Here is a 16434-nt window from a genome sequence, read left to right as displayed (position 1 = left end):
CACCTAAATATGAAAGGAGGCTTAATGAAAAAGAGCGAGTACTTATACGGTAAACCTATTCAAGCTTTTCCAGATGCTAAAAACCATTATCAATCTAAGATACATTCAGCTAAAGAATTGCTAAAAGAGTTAGTCTCTGTACCTTTAGAAAATAGAGACGAGAAGAGAATTAATGATGTTCTTAAAGCTATCTCATTTAATGAGCAACTTCTAAAGGAGTACTATGAGTAGTCTTAATGAAGCTCTAGAGCAACTAAAAGAATATCTTAAACTCTCTAAAGATATAGGACAATTACTTCTAGGAGATAATAGTCTTATTAATCTTTACAATCCAGATACTCATAGATTACATGGTAAAGTAGATACTCTCGGAGCCAATACGGGGCGTATGACCCATAGTCTGCCTTAATATAGGGCGTTAGAGTAGAAATACTCTAAATGAAATGTTACTTAAATGGTGAAACTCCTTTATGGTAACTATATTACAAACATAATATTTAAATTATAAAGGACAACACTATGCTAAGTTCAATTATAGAAACATGGAAAGATGTACAAGATAACTCAAATTATGAAGTATCTAATTTAGGACAAGTACGCAATAAGAAAACTTCTCAAGTCTTAAAACCTTTTAGAAATAATTCTGGGTATCTAGTTGTTAAACTTATTACAAAGCACAATCTAATACATAGATTAGTAGCTTCAGCATTTATAGATAATCCACTTAACAAGAAATATGTAGACCATATTGATAGTAATAAAGATAATAATAGAGTAGATAATCTTCAATGGGTAACTTGTTCAGAGAATATCCAGAAAGCATATAACGATGGCTTACATAATTTAGAGAAACATAAAACTTATGTAGGCAGAAAAAATGCACGATCAAAAACTAAATATTTTAATGTAAGTACAACTTACAATGACTATAAAGGAGAACGTACTTACTATTATTTAGCTAAGGTAACTCATAATGGTAAGAACTTATGCCCAAGAAAGTTTAAAACAGAAGAAGAAGCTGCTTTACACGTAAACTGGATTATAGATACTTATAAGTTAGATCGTCCTAAAAATATAATTGATAAAAGCTCAACGACTATCTCGAAAGAGAGTACACCTAAGTAGGTGGAAAAAGTAACTACCTTAGCAGGTAATGCTGAAGGTATTGATATAGTCTAATCTGCATAGTAATATGCAGCAGTTCGTAAGAGAACGCATATAGATTAACGACCTATATGGAATATAAATGAACATTACTCAAGTCCCTAAAGACCCAGAGTTTAGAAAACTCCTATGCGTACCAGAAGGTAAACTATTAGTAGATGTTGATGCGGATGCGTTAATTTTAGCGCATATAAAACAGATTGAACTCGGTGAAACTCCTAACGTATAAGGCGAGGACAATACCGAACTAAGCCTAGAAATAGGAAAGCGTAACGACTATCCCTTATGGGAGTACACTATAAGCCAATGATAGTGGAAGCGGTCTGGTATAGAAATATACGTGATATAGTCTGATCTTATAGGAAACTATAAGCAGTTCATAAGAGAACGTAGTAGCACTTGCGAAGCTACTAGAACACAAATGTAGAATTGGTAATGCTTGGACATTACTTAGGTCCATACGATAATTATGAGTTTGCTCATACAGTAGATACTGGCGATAAATCTAAAGGTACTGATATTCATACAGTAAATCAACATAGAGTTGGATTACCTACTAGAGATCTAGCTAAAACCTTTATTTACTCTGTTTGTTACGGAGCTGGAGAGACTAAGATAGGTATTCAAGTATGGAATAAAGAACCATTCGAATATACCCAGCAAGAGTACGCTACAGCTCTTGAAAAGATAGAGAAGAGAATAGTTTTACTAGATGGTAAGAAGTTCTATCCTATAGCTAAAGGTACATTAGCTCCTTATAATGAAGATTTAATCTATCAGACAATCTATGGGGCTAGAACTTCTCAGATGTTTAGAGATAATACTAAAGGCTATCGTAAGCTAGTTGAAGAGACTACTAAATCTATTAGAGATAGTAAGATCGTAGGCTTAGATGGAAGATTACTCAACGTTAGAGCTGAACATAAAGCCTTTAATCTATTACTCCAGTCTGCTGGAGCTATTTTTATGAAGTATTACTTAGTTGAAGTAGATCGACAACTAAGGGCTTTATATACTCATGGTAAAGAGTTCGCTTACGTCTCTAATATCCACGATGCTATTAACTTAGAAATCTTGCCAGAGATTAAAGACTCTGTCAGAGATATTCTAACTAATAGTTTTAAAACTGCTAGTGATGAATTAGGTCTTAAATACCAAGTACATGGTGAACCTAACTTCGGAGCTAATCAATACGAAACACACTAAAAAGGATCTTAATGTTAAAAAGATTTGTAGAAGGCATAGGCTTGCCTATAACTCTCTTTGTAATTACATTCGTACTTTGCATAATTGTATTACGAATGGATTATAACCAGAGAGTTGAAATCGAAGAGAATAAAGATGCCAGACTTGTAGAGAGTGAAAAAGCTTTAGCTGATAGTCTTGGCTTAGTTGAGCATAGTATTGCTCTAGAAACGTCTAGAATGAACGAGATTAATACCATATATGCCAAGATGCGTAATAAGGATATTGATCTCGCTGAGCTAACCTATAGAGCAGCTAGAGAGTATGATATAGATGCAGGATTACTTACAGCTCTAATTAATTCAGAGAGTGAGTATAGTACTAAAACTAAACATAGTAATCCTACAGTGTCTGGTCTAGGTGGTATTAATGCCAAGTATTGGAAAATACCTAATAAGACTTATGAAGAGCAGATATATGCTACAGCCTTTATTCTTAGCTATTATCTAACTAAGTATAACGGAGACTATATGAAAGCTCTTACAGCTTATAAAGGTATATCTGACTCAGGTAGAGTTAGGGCTAGACAAGTTCTTAAAGAGTATGAGGAGCAACAATGAGGTGCTTATATGAATACTATAAAGGTGGTACAGAACTTAAGAAATCTCAAGTATCTAAGATAATCAAAGATGCTACTGATAAACATCCTCTATTTAAGCCTTTAGCTAAACAGATGGATCTACATAGAGTATCTGAAAGAGAAGACCTATTACAGAGAATGTATGACATCTATCACTGTGGAGCTAATGCAGGCTTCTCAGGACTGATAGGTTGTATGGATATGTCTAGGTTCTTTGATGAGAATGAAGACGATATGCTAGAGTGGTTGAAGCAAGAAGCTGAGTTAATCGGTTGTAGCTCTACACTAGCATTTTTAGGTGATTATCTAGGTGCAGACCTAGACGATTATAAATGGAAAGCTGTACAAGCTCTAGCTAACTATTTAGCTATTGATGTAATGGAGAGTGAAATATGAAAATAATAATAGCAATGTTACTAGCATCAGCACTATGTTTTGCAGAAGAGTCTATGGTAGTCAGAAATCAATTAGATAAAGTTATCAGACTATTACAAGACCTTAACGATGGACAAAATATTCAGATCATGATGCTCCAACAGATTCTAAAACAACAACAAGAGATCAATGAGAGGTTAAAGAAATGATTTACTACGTGGAAAAGTCACTAAGCAATAGTCTTCATAAAGTACCTTTATGTGCTTCTGATCTACTTATTGATGCTACTGGTCTAGTAGATATTATCACAATGACTCAAGGCAAAGTAGTAAAAGAAGCTATGACAATTCTAGGTGGATTAGAAGAGGAAGCTATTAAGAACTATCTAATTAAATATTATGCTCAAAGAAAAGCTACTAAGAAAGTTCGTAAGAAGCTAGAAAAGGAGTTAAAAAATGCTAAGAGTATTTAAGAAAAATGAGTTAAATGGTAAGTGGGAACAGCTTAGTATTAGTGATATAGAGATAGATCTAGATGGCATAAGTCTATTAGATCTCTATAAGACTCTTACTCCTAGAGAAAGGCAAGATTTCGTATACGCTATGGACTATGACGAGATAAAAGAATTATGTTCTCTGATTACTCACTATCACCCTTCGCCTTCTACGAAGGCTTCTTCGACTTTTTAAAAAAGGAGGTGCTTAATGGCACGATATTACTATGGAGATATTGAAAGCTCTTGCAAGTTTAAGGCTGAGCTATGGTAGAAATGTTAAGACAAGAGCTGGAAAAATACCAGCTATTCGATAATAAGCTACCTAAGTTCTTACTAGATTTATCTCACTCTATACCTAACTCTAAAGTACCAGAAAGAATGAAGCTTACTATTGCAGTAAGCGAGTTTATTCTATTTATGTCTCAGTTTAGAAGACATATCTTGCACTGGAATACTAGCTTGATACCTATTAATGCTATTACCTTCTGTATAACTGGTAGTGGCGTAGGTAAAGATAGTTCAATCAATATTATGAGAAAGAACTATAAACTAGGTTATGACCATATTAATGCAATCAGAGAAGAGAAAGCAGTAGCGAGAGCTATAGCTAAGGCTAAAGATAGAAATCAAGCTAAACCTTCATCTCCAGAAACTTATTCTAAGTTCTATGAAGCACCTACTCCACTATTCGCATCACCTTCAACTAATGAAGGATATATAGCATATCTAAATGGTATTGAAGAAGATGGTATAGGAGCTGGATTTCTAACTAGCTCAGAGATCGGTAGTGAGCTTCTTGTATCACCTGTAATTACTTCTAACTTTCAGCTTATATCTGAGATGTACGATGAAGGCAAGAAAGAAGTAAAGGTTATTAAAGATAAAGATAAACAATCTAAAGCTATTAAGAATCTAGCAGTATCTGCTTTATTCGTAGGTAGCCCAGATAATATCTTATTCGATACTGAAGTGAAGAAGAAGTTTAAAATGGAGTTTAGCTCTAAGTTAGCTAGAAGAAGCTTCTTTAACTATTCACCTATCCTACCACCAGCTAAAGAGTATCTATCTATAAAAGATCTACTTGCAGAAAAGATTACTCTTGAAGACGAAGCTAAGAAGATTATAACAGAGTATGAAAGCATCTTCTTAGGTATCGCTCAGAGAGAGATAAGTAAGCTCGGTACTCCATTAAATGTCTCAAATGAAGTTAGATCACTCTTTACTTTATATAAAGAGTATAACGAAGCTACCGCAGAGACTATAAAGAAACAGTATCCTATATCTAAGATAGTTAGATCTCACTTACAATGGAAGGCTCTAAAGCTAAGTGGAGCAATAGCTCTATTTAGAGGTAAAGATACTATTGAAGCTGAAGACTATGTAGATGCTTGTAAGTTTTGTGAGCTATTAGATGAAGATATGAGAAACTTCGAGATAGAGCTAGTAAAAGAACCCTACGAGTTATTCGTAGGATTAGTACAACAACTACTCGAGGATAACAAGTGTTTCGTCAATATTCACTTACTTAAAAAGCTAGGGTATATTCAAGGTAGTTCTGGCATAGCTAATAAACTAAAAGAGTTAGCTACTCTTGCAGGAAGCTATGATGAAAGTGGTATCTATAGAGCTTTAGAAAATGGTATTGAATATACCAAGATTATAAAAACTAATGCTCTAGGTGTTAGTTACCTAGCTTGCAGTGGCTCTAAAGAAGAGAGAGCTAAAAAGTGTTCTAGTGGATTTACCTATGCAGAAACTGATTTTAAAGCTCTTGGTGATATGCTCACTAAAGACTATGCCTATTCTCCATTTAGATTTAAGAATGGAGTGAGATCTAAAGCTAGTGTAGATAGTGGAGCTAAGTGGATATGCTTAGATATTGATAAGAGTCTATTTACTGATGAGCAGACTCATGAGATACTAGCTAACTTCAATCACCATATTGTAAGGACTAGTGATCCAACTAATGCTTATAAGTTTAGAGTACTCTTAGAGTTAGACAGCTTCGTAGATTTAGACGAGAAGACTTATAAAGCCTTCATTAAAAGTATCTGCGAATATCTAAGCTTAGATGCAGATATACTCCCTAAATCTCAGATATTCTATAGCTATAGTGATAGAAACATTCTTTCTGTTACTAATAAATCTTGCATAGAAGTAAGAGAACATCTACTTCAAGCTAATGATGAAGCTAAAGCTCCTCAAGTTGTTAGTACTTTAAATGAAGCTCAAAAGCAAGCTCTACTATCTTCTCCTCTAGATACATTCAACTATGCGTTTAATGCTAGAGATGGTGAAGGTAGTGTAAGCCTTATACGAGCAGCTAAACATGCTAGGGATTTAGGTATGAGTACAGAAGAGATTATCTCACTTATGAATGAGATTAATGAATACTGGGAAGTACCTATGGAGTCTAAAAGATTCGAAAATACGATTATAAATCAGATAAGGAACTGGAAATGAGTACAAGAAGTTATATAGGTAAATTAGACGATAAATCCAATGATGTTAAGTTTATCTATTGTCACTGGGATGGCTATCCAGAATATGTAGGTTATATGCTGGATACTTATTATAAAAATCCCGAGAAGGTAGATGAGCTACTTAACTTGGGTGATATATCAAGTCTAAGAGAAAACCTAATCCCTAAAGGTAAGCATGACTTCGATGAACCTGAAGAAGATGTTACTGTAGCTTATTATAGAGACAGAGGAGAACCTTGGAATACTGTAGCACCTAAGCATACTCAATTAGCTAATTATGAGAAAGGTGACGATATGATTGATTACTTTTATCTCTTTAAAAATGGTGAGTGGTATGTAGATAGAGAGAATGGTTTAAGCCTATGGACAAGAGTATCAGACTTACTCCAGAACAAGTAAAAATCTATGACTACTTCACTTCAGACAGTCCTAAACCTAATAGAATAGTTGTCCTTCGAGGTGCTGCAGGCACTGGTAAAAGTTTTGTACTATCTCAGATAGTTAAAGACTATAAAGGATCTGTATTAGTAACAGCTACTACTCATAAAGCTAAAAATAATCTTCAAGCTTCTATAGGTACTAAGGCATATACAACTCATAGTGCTTTAGGTTTCAATATGACACGTAATGGGATAGAACAATATCTAAGCGATATTAGAGAGCCTATAGAAGCTGATCTTCTAATAATCGATGAAATGTCTATGCTACCTAATAAAGTCTATCAGAAGGCTTTAAATGGAAGCTATAAGCATATCTTGCTTGTAGGAGATGAATGTCAGTTATCTGCTATAGGTCTTAAAGCAGACATTAAGCCTGACATGGAGGTTGTTTTAACTCAACAGATGCGACAATCTATCAGTGATCAAAAACTACATCAGTATCTAGAGTCTCTTAGATCTAGTATTAAATCTAAGCAATTACCAGATTTTAGAAAAGATTTACCAGATAGCATTATCTTGTACGATAGCCATAAAGATTTCTGTAAAGCTTATCTAGAGTGCAATAGTTCTAAAAGAATACTAGGCTATAGCAATAGTGTTATAGATAGTTATAACAAGGCTTTAGCTGATAAAGAACTTTATTCTGTAGGTGATCTATTAGTCTTGGATAAACCTATAGGCTATTGTAAGAATGGTGATATAGTTGAAATCTATGACGTTCAGAGATCTAGTGAAGGTATCTGGGATATTCATGCTATTAGTAACGATGGAGAATCTGTTAGATTTCGTATCTGTAAGAGTAAAAAGCAAGAGAAATGCATCTTAGATGAAGTCCTTAGAACTAATCCTGAATGTTATTGGAGTATAGCAGATACTTATATGCATCCTAAGCATACCTATGCTAGCACTATTCATAAAGCTCAAGGCATGACTTTAGATGAAGTATTCATAGATGCTACAGATATATACAAGCAGTTATATCGAAAACCTACGAGATATAACAACTACAATAAACCTATTAGTGTAGAGGAGTTTCTAAAACTAACATACGTAGCAATATCTCGTATGAAGTATAAAGCTCACTTATTCGTAGGCGAAACAAGAAACTATAAAAACTTAAAGGAGAAAACTTGCAATCAGAAATAATTGATGAGCTAATTAGGCTCATGTCTAGCGTAAGAAGGATTGTATCTATTCTAATGTCTCAAGATAATAGTACTAAGACATCTTCTAATCTTGTTCAAGACATAAAGAGTGAGATACTAAAACCTGTTAGCGAAGTTAAAGATACTAATAACCCTTTTAATCAGCCTAAAGCTAAAAAGCATAGATGGACAGATTCAGAGGTAAAACAGATAATGTATTGTGCTGATCCTAAGACAGCAATGTCTAAAAGACAGTTCTCGTATCTTCTAAGAACTTTACCTAATAGCCTTACAGCTACTGCAGTAAAGAATAAGGTCTATGACTTAGGTCTTGCAGTCAAGAAAGGAGTTGTATGTTCACGAACAGAGTAAAGATAATTCAGGTAAATGAGTATCTATGTGAGATAGAAACTGAGATCGAAATCTCTAGAGAGCAAGCTATAGGTATGGCTCTTGAATACTTTGAGAGAGCTTCTGATGAAGAGAAGCAAGAAATGCTCATAGAAACAAGAGAGACAGGAGAAGTACAATGACTCCATTAAAACCTATGAATTATCAAGAGAACTACTTAGATCTCTTGCCTGAAGGAAGTTTCAGAATAAGTCCATCTAGTGTAGCTAAGTTTACTGAAAAGAAATGGGAGTGGTATCAAGAGAATGTCTTAGGCAATAAGATATTCGAAGGTAGTACATCTACTGTACTAGGCTCATGCGTTCATAGAATAGCAGAGAGCTATATTAAAACTAAAGCAGTAGATAAAGATGAATTGTATGCTTATATAGATTCTCAATCTAATCCAGAAATAGATAAAGAATATATAAAAGATCAGTTTATACCTATGGGTCAAGCACTTATAGATTATCTAAGAGTATTCGGGATACCAAATAGAAGTGAAGAAGCTATAGCTTGTAAGATTGTAGATAATGTTTATGCAGCAGGAACAGCTGATGCAGTCATCGGTGATACTCTTATAGATTTTAAAACTACATCTAAGACAAGTATAGACGAAACTTATATGCCTAATAACTATAAATGGCAATTACTTACTTATGCCTATATCTATAGAAAGATGGGAGTAGATATTAATCGTATTCGCATTGTATGGATAACTAATAATATAGTTGGCAGAGTAAGTGAGAAGACTGGTAAGCCTTTAAAAGACTACCCTTCTCAAGTGATCCCTGTTACTCAAGTTATTACCGATGAGGATATGCAATTCATTGAAGACTACCTTAGATTGATTGCTGAGACTTATCTTAAAGGTGTAGAAGATCCTAAGTTAGTCTATCTACTCTATTCAGATTACAGATTAAAGGAGAAATAATTGAGTACTAAAATACTTGTAAGCGGTTATGAAGCTAGTGGTAAATCTACCCTAACTTCTCAGATAAAAAATGCGTTGGTTATAAACTTCGATAAGAAAGAGTATAGCTTTAATGTACCCCATGCTAATTTTAAAAACTATGAAGGCATGGAGAGTGTAATAACTTTTATCAATGACAAGATAAAAGCATATAAGGAAAAGTTTAAAGAGTTTCCGAAGTTCATAGTTATCGATACTGTCACTCAACTCTATGCAGCAATGACTAGATATAACTCTGTTAAATATACAGGCTTTAAAATCCATGAACAGAACAATATTGATACTCTAGATTTAAATAACTATATCGAGAATGTTCTGATAGCCAATGGAGTATCAGTAGTCATTGTAGCTCATACAATGGTAGACGAGAAGAGTGATAGGCATATTATACCTGCTCAAGGTCAATTCGCTAAAGCAGGCAGTTGGTTATCTATAGTAAACGATAGTTTATTTATAGAGAAATCCAGTGGTAAGTTAGTTGTCTATTTTACTTCATTCAAGTATCCAGCTAGAACAACATTGAAAGACTTACCAGATAAGGTCGGAATAAACGAGTTTGATATCAATGAATATCTCAACAAGCTAGTAAATGCTAAAAACGAAATTGAAGAATATATACTATAAGGAGTTAAAATGAGTTTCTTCACAGCAAGCATAGATAAAAAAGCTATTGCAGAAAACGGAAAAGAGTTTATCACTAAGAGTGGTATTTACGACGTAGTTATTAAGTTCGTCAGTGTTAAAGTCAATGATCATGGTGCTAGAAGCCTAAACTTCAATGTACTATATCAAGGCAGTGAAACTACATTGTATGGACTTAAACTAGATAACAACGATGGAAGTGAAAACTTTCAGAGAAATATCTTCAATAAACTATGTGTTATTGCAGGTATTCAAAATGTTAATGACCCTGTAAAAGAGGTACATAAAGTAGGACGTGATCAGAAAGAAGAGTCATTTGATGTTCTAGATCAGTTCAATGACTTACCTGTTAAAGTCAATATTAGATTTAGATATTCTAAATACAATGGTGAGATCAGAGAACAACGTGAGATTATGGGCTTTTACAGAGAAGATGGTGCTACAGCTAGTGAGATCGTATCTGGTACAGCAGTAGGTGTACAACTTGAAAAAGATAAAAAGTATGCTGAGAACAATCGCTATGACGATGGTCTTACAATCGCTGATGTTGAAGCTTGGAAAGCTAGTAAATCTACAGCTAATGCAGCACAAGCTTCTAAAGATATAAAAGTTCAGACAGCTGACAATCCTTTCAGATCGTAATGTACGCAGCGATAGATCCTGGATCTAACGGTGCTTTAGTTATAGAAACTTCTCCCCTTACATTTATAGACTTTAAATCCCAAAACTTACAAGGCTATATCCATGCCTTGAAATCTAATAAGGTAGATCTATGTATTGTGGAGAAAGTTCATTCTATGCCTAAGCAAGGTGTTAGTTCTACTTTTAGTTTCGGACAGAGATTAGGAGAGATAGAAGGAGTACTTCAAGCACTTGAAATCCCTTACATTATGGTCTCTCCGCAAGTTTGGCAGAAAGCTATAGGTATCCCAGCTAAAGCTGATAAGAAAACTATAGCTAATACCTTAATCAAGCTTTACCCTAATGCTTCTATCTATGGAGCTAAGGGAGGCTTACTAGATGGCAGAAGTGATGCCCTAGGTTTACTTCATTATGCTCATACTAAATACAAGGAGGAATAAATGCTATATAAGGATTTTATCGACGAAGTAGCCTCTAGGTCAGGTATGTCTAAGAAGGGTACGAGAATTACTCTATCTAAGACATTCGAGTTAGCTAGAGAGATCTTACAGAAAGAAGGAAAGCTTAATTTCCCCACCATAGGTCACTTCAAGTTACTTAAAGTGCCTATTACCGATTTAAAAGGTAAAAGACGAGTAATTAGTAAAGTGACTTATACAAGTTCTTATACTCTAAAAAAATTATTGAAAGGTAAGAAATGATCGAGGAAGTTCTAAACGAGAGACAGGATACTCATGGTGACTATAGATTAGTCAGTAAGATTTCTCAGATACTTAAGGATGTCTGCGAAGCTCATTTACAGTCAGACTTAACTCCAGCTAAGGCAGAAGCCTTAGATATGATCTTACATAAGATTGCAAGAATAGTCTGTGGTAATGGTAACTTTAAAGACCACTGGGTAGATATAGCTGGCTATGCAACTCTTGCTGCTAAAGATGAAGAACAAGACAGAGATCTTTTATTGTTTAAAGAACTCTGCGAGATCGTAGTCTATAAAACAGAAGACGAAGAAGCTAGAAAACAAGCTATCAGAGATTTCTTTAAAACAATAAGAGGGGAGTAAATCCCCTTCTTAAGTAAGGATACTTATATGACTAAAGGCGAAGCATTAGTTAGGCAACAAGAAAGTCAGCGAATGGTTAATGGTGTCTGGGTATTCGATGAACTTGAGCCTTACGAACCTTTTGCGACTAAAGCTGAAGCTTTCGAATACTATGGAAGAAAGCTAGATGAATATTGGCTTAGCAAGATAGAACTACATAAGAAGTCTAAATTTACTAAGCAAGATATTCTAAAAATATTAAAAGGTAGATACCTAAATGGAGAACAATAATGAACAACTTACAAGAAAAAATCGAGATTATCCGAGCTATGGATAAAGGTTTAACTATTCAGTATTCTGAAACTGATGGCGAAGAAGACGACTGGGAAGATATGCTAACTGGTGAATTAGATTTCGGTATGTATGAGTATCGAGTTAAGCCTAATAAGAACCCTGATACTACCTTTCAGATAGGAGATAAGTTAGTACATATAGCTGATGAAGGTAAGCTTGAACCAGAGATAGTAACAGTAAAAGGTTTTACTAAAAATGGAGATTACCTATTCGAGGGAGATGCTATCCATACTCCTGTAGAAGCTGTAGATGCTAACTATAGAAACATCAATGATGTCTATTGGTGGCACGTTATTCACTATAAGAAAGAGGATAGATATACCTTAGCTCCAACTATGATGAAGCTAGGTGAGATTAAAGGTTGGGCTAACGAAACGTATGAGCCTATGTTTAGTATGGGATTTAGGATCCCTCGAGGAGAAGAAAATGAATCTAGAAGAGAAGATTAAGATACTTACTGCTTACGAAGAAGGTAAGACAATAGAAACATACTATCGATCTGAGGGTAAGTGGTGTAAGATAAATCAAGATGTTTGGGATTTCGAAGATGGTACATATAGAGTTAAATCCGATAGAGATACTAAGTTTAAAGTAGGAGATACTCTTGTATTTAAAGACTCTGAAGAAGGGTTATGTCCAATGACATATACAATCACAGACATTGACGAAACCAATTATAAGTTTGAATATACAAGTCCTACTGCTATCGAAGAGGTAGATAAAGATTTCATCAACGAAAGAGATGTCTTATGGTACTTCGAGATATACGACTATATCTCTAAAGAGTACTCAATGTACCCTAAGAGAATAACTAGAGCTGAGTTAGAGAAAGAATATGCATCTAAACACGATACTTTTAGATGGAAGCCTATATACGCTCTTGGATTTAAACTAAAGGAGAACTGATGTTTGAGAAAGAGATTGAAGAGACTGTTAAGAGATATATCTCTAAAGGATGGTATCTAGAAAAGTTTAGACGATCACGAACTATAGAAGAGGATATAACTAAACATATATCTGAAGCTACAGCTTATCCTTATGAGATTATGAATAACTTAGTTAAGTATCCGAACATGTATGGTGAGATACTCAGCATAGTCGAAGGAGAGTTCCCATTACTTAGTAGATGTATTGACTTTATGAGAGAGCTTAAACTGAAAGCTATTGACTTCAATACACTCTTATCTATGGAGAACAGCAAAACGTTTGACGAAGAAGCAGAGAAACTCAAACTAAGAATTATCCAAGAAGAGCTAAAGCCTTATGCTGATAGATTATTCAATGAGTTACCACTAATGGAAACTAAAGCTAATACTCTATTTGAGGAGAACGAATGGAACTAACTATAAACGTAGAGGACTATATCTCTGAGAGTGATATTAAAGAGATATGCAAGCAGAGTGTAAGAAGCTATCTAGATAAACAGATAAGTCAATTTACTAACATAAAGGACTTTATTTCTGAAGCTGTCTATGGTTCAATATCAGGAGAGTTTTTAAAAGTTATCTTTCAAGAGAACCCTGAAGCTGTAGAGAAAGCCTTACAGCAACTAAGGAAGCTAGTTAAAGATGGAGAGTTCATATCTAGCTACTCATTGTTTGGGTATAGCATTGAACCAAATGCCAGTGATAGGTACTATCGACCAGCTACTTATAAGAGAGCTACATATATCAATACTTTAGTCCAGAATATGCTGAAAAAGAATGAGGAAGCTATTAAGAATAAGATTAAAGAAATAGCCTTTAATAGAGTAGAAGCTTCTACACTTAAAGGAATTGATGATGGAGATTTTGATCTCTCTTACTACATTTTAGATGCCTTAAGAAAAGGGTTAAGAAAGGACTAATAATGAGAAACATCAAGTATAAGCTTTATTATCCTGCTCAGAAGAAGATACTTAGAGTAGTAAGTGTAAAGTTCAATGAAGCAGGGCTTATAGAAACTGTTGCTGTACCAATGAAAGATGCCTTACCAGAATACTATGGAGATACTGATCTTATTCTAGATCTCTATCCTAAAGATAAGATTGAACTATTAGAGTTCACTGAGTACTACGATATGGATGGTAATGAGATATATACAGGCTATATCGTTAGCTTCTCAGCTTCTCGTCAGAACTATGTAGGCGTTGTTGAGTGGGATAAAGATGCTACTAGCTATGTACTTAGAGTTAAAGACCACTACAATGAGTATTTTAACGAAGTAGATAATATAAAAATCTTAGGGAATATCTACGAGAATAAGGAGTTACTAAATGTGTAAGTTTTCAGATGGAGATCTATTAATACATAGGTTTAGAGAAAGACAAACTATAGATCCACTAATGTACTTTGAAGTAGTTACTGGGCTACAACAAGGAGAATACTTCTTATCAGACTATGGCACTATAGATATAAAACAAGCTGAAAGAGAGTACGTTAAGGTTACTGATGTCTTATGGCAACATTACATTCTAGATACTACAACTAATAAGCTGACACCTTACAATGGTCCTATGACTATTGAAGAAGCTAGAGATTTATATGCTCCTAGTAAGACTACAGATAAGATACTACTTACAGCTTACTGGGAAGGGTTTAGAATACCTATTGAGATGGAGTTCGTTGAAGACGATGTCTTAGTACGTAAGTCTGATGCAGGACGATCTTTAGAAGATAATGATAAATATCTACCTAAAGTTGTAGAAACTAATCAATCTGAAGAGATCTATTACCTATCTAATGGGATAGCTGTAAGCTTTAAGACAGCTCATGATGTATATCTAGATGCCTTCGGTGATAATGTCTTATGGCATTGGGAGCTAAAGACAGATGGTGATTGGTCTATGCCTACATCTACTAGAAAGTCATTTCAAGATACCTTAGAGATCACTAGCATAGATGGTAAATCAGTTACAGAGAGGCGAATACTTTATAGTCTCGGATTTTCAATAAAGGAGTAAAAGTGAAAAAGTTTTATGAAGTCAGGATAGTAAATGAAGATAGGCAACATTTTCATAAAGCATTCTTGAAAGAAGAGAATGCTGAGAAAGAAGCTGCTGAACAAAATGCTAGAATAAGAAAAGATAGTGATAAGACTATCTTTATAGTTAAGGCTCATGTCTTCGCAGATAGCGAGAACTAATATGAGTGAATCTGAACTTCTTAGTATATTTACAAGAGCTTTAGATTTATCTTTATCTAAAATTGTAGATACCCTAGAACTAAGAGAGTTACAGAGAATGTATCCTAAAAAGATCAAGGGTAATACTCAAGCTGCAGAGCTATTAGGTATCACTCCTAATGCTCTTAGGCTTAGAGTATTTAAGGCTATCTATCTCCCTAATATTCATTATAAGAAAATTTCAGATAGGATATTAGTTTGGGATAGAGATGCCTTACTACAAGAAAGGTTTAACAATGAAACTATACAAGCGTAATAATATTATTTATGCTGATTATGTCAAGGGAGGTAAGCGATACAGACAGAGTTTAAAATTAGAGTGGAATAAGACTAATCTTAACTATGCTAGAGTAGAATTGATACCTAAACTTATGCAAGATAAACCTAGAGAACTGATGCTCTTCGATGCCTTAGATTTATCCCTAGAACTAGACGAAAACTATTTACGTAATTCTTCTCTGCAGAATATTATCTATACTATATCTAGTATAAAGAAGATGGTTAAGGATAGAAGTATTCAAGAGATCACTGTCATAGATATAGAAAAGTTCTCGATTATGCTATCTAAGCAAGGCTATTGCTCTAATACTATTAAGAATTATCTAATGGTACTTAGTAAAGCTTTTAGGTATGCTATAAAGCAAGGTATTATTACCTTTAATCCAGTCTATAATATAAAGGTAAATACTAAACAGAGCTTGACTAGAGTTGTATATTCTAAAGAAGATATACCTAGATTGATTAATAGTGCTAAGGGTGAGCTTAGACTTGTATTATTATTAGCTTTCTATTCTGGAGCTAGAATAGGAGAGATACTTGCACTGACATCTAAAGATATATCTAGTGAGTTTATCTCTATATCTAAGACAATAGCCATTAATACTGGTGGGTTACATCCTACCAAGACTAATAAACCTAGAGTTGTCTATATACCTAAAGATATCCTAACAGAGTTCACTGACTTCAAGGGATTTACCATGTCTTACCAGAGACTAGGTAGAGCATTTCAGAACTTATGTAATGCTTTAGATTTACCTTATGCAGGATTTCATAGCCTTAGACATACCTATGCTAGTTTATTACTCAACGATAAGGTTAATCCATTAATTATTAAAGAGGCATTAGGACATTCATCTATGAAAATGTTAGAGCAAGTTTATGGACATTTTACTGGAGTGAAGACTGAAGATAAAGAAGCTATAAAAGCTAGTCTTGACACGATTAAGGCACATCAAGACTAGAACGAATTGAAATATGGGCTTTTAACAATATTGCAAAAATATTTCTTAAAGCAAAAAATA

The 16434-nt window shown here is 34.2% G+C and carries 30 protein-coding genes; all 30 read left to right on the top strand.

Going from position 1 to position 16434, the window contains the following annotated elements; all coding sequences use genetic code 11:
* The first annotated feature begins 24 nt into the window (after window positions 1-24).
* The 30 genes from B9N65_RS09800 to B9N65_RS09655 all read left to right on the top strand — a co-directional run bounded on the left by B9N65_RS09800 (window position 25) and on the right by B9N65_RS09655 (window position 16374).
* Window positions 25-231, top strand: coding sequence for a hypothetical protein (locus tag B9N65_RS09800; RefSeq protein WP_087582472.1), 207 nt, complete (start codon window positions 25-27; stop codon window positions 229-231).
* A complete protein-coding gene (locus tag B9N65_RS09795; RefSeq protein WP_087582473.1) occupies window positions 224-409 on the top strand; it encodes a hypothetical protein in 186 nt (61 codons plus the stop codon). Before B9N65_RS09800 ends, B9N65_RS09795 begins: the two co-directional genes overlap by 8 nt.
* 110 nt (window positions 410-519) lie before the next feature.
* The gene (locus B9N65_RS09790; RefSeq protein WP_087582474.1) at window positions 520-1125 is read left to right on the top strand and encodes an NUMOD4 domain-containing protein; all 606 of its coding nucleotides are present in this window, start codon (window positions 520-522) and stop codon (window positions 1123-1125) included.
* A gap of 121 nt (window positions 1126-1246) precedes the next feature.
* Window positions 1247-1393, top strand: a complete 147-nt coding sequence (locus B9N65_RS11065) for a hypothetical protein (protein WP_180385108.1) — start codon at window positions 1247-1249, stop codon at window positions 1391-1393.
* Window positions 1394-1599: 206 nt separating this feature from the next.
* A complete protein-coding gene (locus B9N65_RS09785) occupies window positions 1600-2370 on the top strand; it encodes a DNA polymerase (RefSeq protein ID WP_087582475.1) in 771 nt (256 codons plus the stop codon).
* 11 nt (window positions 2371-2381) lie between these two features.
* Window positions 2382-2969: a hypothetical protein gene (locus B9N65_RS09780; protein WP_087582476.1), complete on the top strand. Its 588-nt coding sequence runs from the start codon at window positions 2382-2384 to the stop codon at window positions 2967-2969.
* On the top strand, window positions 2966-3385 hold the full coding sequence (locus B9N65_RS09775; protein WP_087582477.1) for a hypothetical protein: 420 nt from the start codon (window positions 2966-2968) through the stop codon (window positions 3383-3385). The genes B9N65_RS09780 and B9N65_RS09775 overlap by 4 nt, the downstream gene beginning before the upstream one ends.
* Window positions 3382-3573: a hypothetical protein gene (locus tag B9N65_RS09770; protein ID WP_087582478.1), complete on the top strand. Its 192-nt coding sequence runs from the start codon at window positions 3382-3384 to the stop codon at window positions 3571-3573. The genes B9N65_RS09775 and B9N65_RS09770 overlap by 4 nt, the downstream gene beginning before the upstream one ends.
* A gap of 8 nt (window positions 3574-3581) precedes the next feature.
* Complete coding sequence (locus B9N65_RS09765; RefSeq protein WP_141083827.1) at window positions 3582-3836, top strand: hypothetical protein; 255 nt, start codon at window positions 3582-3584, stop codon at window positions 3834-3836.
* A gap of 288 nt (window positions 3837-4124) precedes the next feature.
* On the top strand, window positions 4125-6323 hold the full coding sequence (locus tag B9N65_RS09755; RefSeq protein ID WP_087582481.1) for a hypothetical protein: 2199 nt from the start codon (window positions 4125-4127) through the stop codon (window positions 6321-6323).
* Complete coding sequence (locus B9N65_RS09750; RefSeq protein ID WP_087582482.1) at window positions 6320-6742, top strand: hypothetical protein; 423 nt, start codon at window positions 6320-6322, stop codon at window positions 6740-6742. The genes B9N65_RS09755 and B9N65_RS09750 overlap by 4 nt, the downstream gene beginning before the upstream one ends.
* A complete protein-coding gene (locus B9N65_RS09745; RefSeq protein ID WP_087582483.1) occupies window positions 6706-7929 on the top strand; it encodes an ATP-dependent DNA helicase in 1224 nt (407 codons plus the stop codon). The genes B9N65_RS09750 and B9N65_RS09745 overlap by 37 nt, the downstream gene beginning before the upstream one ends.
* Window positions 7914-8300, top strand: a complete 387-nt coding sequence (locus tag B9N65_RS09740; RefSeq protein ID WP_087582484.1) for a hypothetical protein — start codon at window positions 7914-7916, stop codon at window positions 8298-8300. Before B9N65_RS09745 ends, B9N65_RS09740 begins: the two co-directional genes overlap by 16 nt.
* Window positions 8282-8461 (top strand): hypothetical protein, encoded by a 180-nt coding sequence (locus B9N65_RS09735; RefSeq protein WP_087582485.1) that lies wholly within the window; start codon window positions 8282-8284, stop codon window positions 8459-8461. The genes B9N65_RS09740 and B9N65_RS09735 overlap by 19 nt, the downstream gene beginning before the upstream one ends.
* Window positions 8458-9252 (top strand): PD-(D/E)XK nuclease family protein, encoded by a 795-nt coding sequence (locus B9N65_RS09730; protein ID WP_087582486.1) that lies wholly within the window; start codon window positions 8458-8460, stop codon window positions 9250-9252. The genes B9N65_RS09735 and B9N65_RS09730 overlap by 4 nt, the downstream gene beginning before the upstream one ends.
* The gene (locus B9N65_RS09725; protein WP_087582487.1) at window positions 9253-9915 is read left to right on the top strand and encodes an AAA family ATPase; all 663 of its coding nucleotides are present in this window, start codon (window positions 9253-9255) and stop codon (window positions 9913-9915) included.
* Between the two features lie 9 nt (window positions 9916-9924).
* Entirely contained in the window at window positions 9925-10575 is a 651-nt protein-coding gene (locus tag B9N65_RS09720; protein WP_087582488.1) for a hypothetical protein, read from the top strand.
* A complete protein-coding gene (locus B9N65_RS09715) occupies window positions 10575-11015 on the top strand; it encodes a hypothetical protein (protein ID WP_087582489.1) in 441 nt (146 codons plus the stop codon). The genes B9N65_RS09720 and B9N65_RS09715 overlap by 1 nt, the downstream gene beginning before the upstream one ends.
* The gene (locus B9N65_RS09710) at window positions 11016-11276 is read left to right on the top strand and encodes an HU family DNA-binding protein (RefSeq protein WP_087582490.1); all 261 of its coding nucleotides are present in this window, start codon (window positions 11016-11018) and stop codon (window positions 11274-11276) included. It abuts the gene before it with no gap.
* Window positions 11273-11638 carry a DUF6378 domain-containing protein gene (locus B9N65_RS11060; RefSeq protein WP_180385109.1) on the top strand — a complete coding sequence of 122 codons (366 nt, stop codon included), beginning with the start codon at window positions 11273-11275 and terminating at the stop codon, window positions 11636-11638. Before B9N65_RS09710 ends, B9N65_RS11060 begins: the two co-directional genes overlap by 4 nt.
* 27 nt (window positions 11639-11665) lie before the next feature.
* Complete coding sequence (locus B9N65_RS09700; protein WP_087582491.1) at window positions 11666-11908, top strand: hypothetical protein; 243 nt, start codon at window positions 11666-11668, stop codon at window positions 11906-11908.
* Entirely contained in the window at window positions 11908-12420 is a 513-nt protein-coding gene (locus B9N65_RS09695) for a hypothetical protein (RefSeq protein ID WP_087582492.1), read from the top strand. Before B9N65_RS09700 ends, B9N65_RS09695 begins: the two co-directional genes overlap by 1 nt.
* Window positions 12398-12877 carry a hypothetical protein gene (locus B9N65_RS09690; RefSeq protein WP_087582493.1) on the top strand — a complete coding sequence of 160 codons (480 nt, stop codon included), beginning with the start codon at window positions 12398-12400 and terminating at the stop codon, window positions 12875-12877. The genes B9N65_RS09695 and B9N65_RS09690 overlap by 23 nt, the downstream gene beginning before the upstream one ends.
* Window positions 12877-13314, top strand: coding sequence for a hypothetical protein (locus B9N65_RS09685; RefSeq protein ID WP_087582494.1), 438 nt, complete (start codon window positions 12877-12879; stop codon window positions 13312-13314). The genes B9N65_RS09690 and B9N65_RS09685 overlap by 1 nt, the downstream gene beginning before the upstream one ends.
* Window positions 13305-13817: a hypothetical protein gene (locus tag B9N65_RS09680; protein WP_087582495.1), complete on the top strand. Its 513-nt coding sequence runs from the start codon at window positions 13305-13307 to the stop codon at window positions 13815-13817. The genes B9N65_RS09685 and B9N65_RS09680 overlap by 10 nt, the downstream gene beginning before the upstream one ends.
* 110 nt (window positions 13818-13927) lie before the next feature.
* The gene (locus tag B9N65_RS09675) at window positions 13928-14233 is read left to right on the top strand and encodes a YopX family protein (protein ID WP_180385110.1); all 306 of its coding nucleotides are present in this window, start codon (window positions 13928-13930) and stop codon (window positions 14231-14233) included.
* Window positions 14226-14912 carry a hypothetical protein gene (locus B9N65_RS09670; protein ID WP_087582497.1) on the top strand — a complete coding sequence of 229 codons (687 nt, stop codon included), beginning with the start codon at window positions 14226-14228 and terminating at the stop codon, window positions 14910-14912. Before B9N65_RS09675 ends, B9N65_RS09670 begins: the two co-directional genes overlap by 8 nt.
* 2 nt (window positions 14913-14914) lie before the next feature.
* Complete coding sequence (locus B9N65_RS09665) at window positions 14915-15094, top strand: hypothetical protein (RefSeq protein ID WP_087582498.1); 180 nt, start codon at window positions 14915-14917, stop codon at window positions 15092-15094.
* A 1-nt stretch (window position 15095) separates the two neighbouring features.
* A complete protein-coding gene (locus tag B9N65_RS09660; RefSeq protein WP_087582499.1) occupies window positions 15096-15389 on the top strand; it encodes a hypothetical protein in 294 nt (97 codons plus the stop codon).
* On the top strand, window positions 15370-16374 hold the full coding sequence (locus B9N65_RS09655) for a tyrosine-type recombinase/integrase (protein WP_180385111.1): 1005 nt from the start codon (window positions 15370-15372) through the stop codon (window positions 16372-16374). The genes B9N65_RS09660 and B9N65_RS09655 overlap by 20 nt, the downstream gene beginning before the upstream one ends.
* Window positions 16375-16434 lie beyond the last annotated feature (60 nt).

Source organism: Campylobacter concisus (assembly GCF_002165815.1).
GTDB lineage: Bacteria > Campylobacterota > Campylobacteria > Campylobacterales > Campylobacteraceae > Campylobacter_A > Campylobacter_A concisus_BH.
Note: the sequence above shows the minus strand (reverse complement) of the source record. Positions and strands in the feature narration are given on the sequence as shown.